Source organism: Pseudoalteromonas sp. APC 3893 (assembly GCF_030408095.1).
GTDB lineage: Bacteria > Pseudomonadota > Gammaproteobacteria > Enterobacterales > Alteromonadaceae > Pseudoalteromonas.
Genome location: NZ_JASDCD010000089.1, coordinates 1 through 594, shown reverse-complemented (window position 1 = coordinate 594; position 594 = coordinate 1). Strand labels below are relative to the sequence as shown.

1 protein-coding gene is annotated in these 594 nt (G+C 53.7%); it reads right to left on the bottom strand.

What is annotated here, in order from left to right:
- Window positions 1-594, bottom strand: a 594-nt coding sequence (locus QMA12_RS22145) for an Ig-like domain-containing protein (protein ID WP_290295330.1), incomplete at both ends; no start/stop codon positions are given.

The window sequence follows — 594 nt, the reverse complement described above, 5'->3', positions numbered from 1 at the left end:
CTGGGCTGGTTACAGACCAATCGCCATTACCATCCACGCTTGCGCTTAGCTCAGTCTCAACACCGCTGCTGTCGGTCAGCGTGACGGTGATGACGGTGCCTGCCGGCTCTGATGACGTGCCTGAAATAGTCGGCGTGTCATTATTGATGGTGCCTAAATTATCAAGCGTGATCACCGGTGCAAGGGTATCGATTTCCCCAGCCCCCGCTGCACTGCCAATGTTGCCCGCAGCATCGGTGATACTCGCGCTATAGCTGTAATCCCCATCCGGTAAGTTGGCCGCAGCCACTTCCCAATCACCTCCTGCTTGAACCTGGGCTGTGAGAGTCTGCGTGTCGCCATTGGCATCCATAATTGTGATGGTCACTTGGGTGCCAACAGGCTCTGTTGATGTTCCACTAATAACTGGGCTTTCGTCATTGCCTAAGCCATTATTATTCACCGTGACCACGGGCACACTGGTATCTATATTACCTGTTAAGATCACCTGTGTTTCATTCCCTGCGCCATCACTGATCACAACCTCCGTCGTGTAATCCCCTTGCGCTAAGGCGTTGGGTACTTCCACTGACCAACTGCCGTCGCTTTGCACGC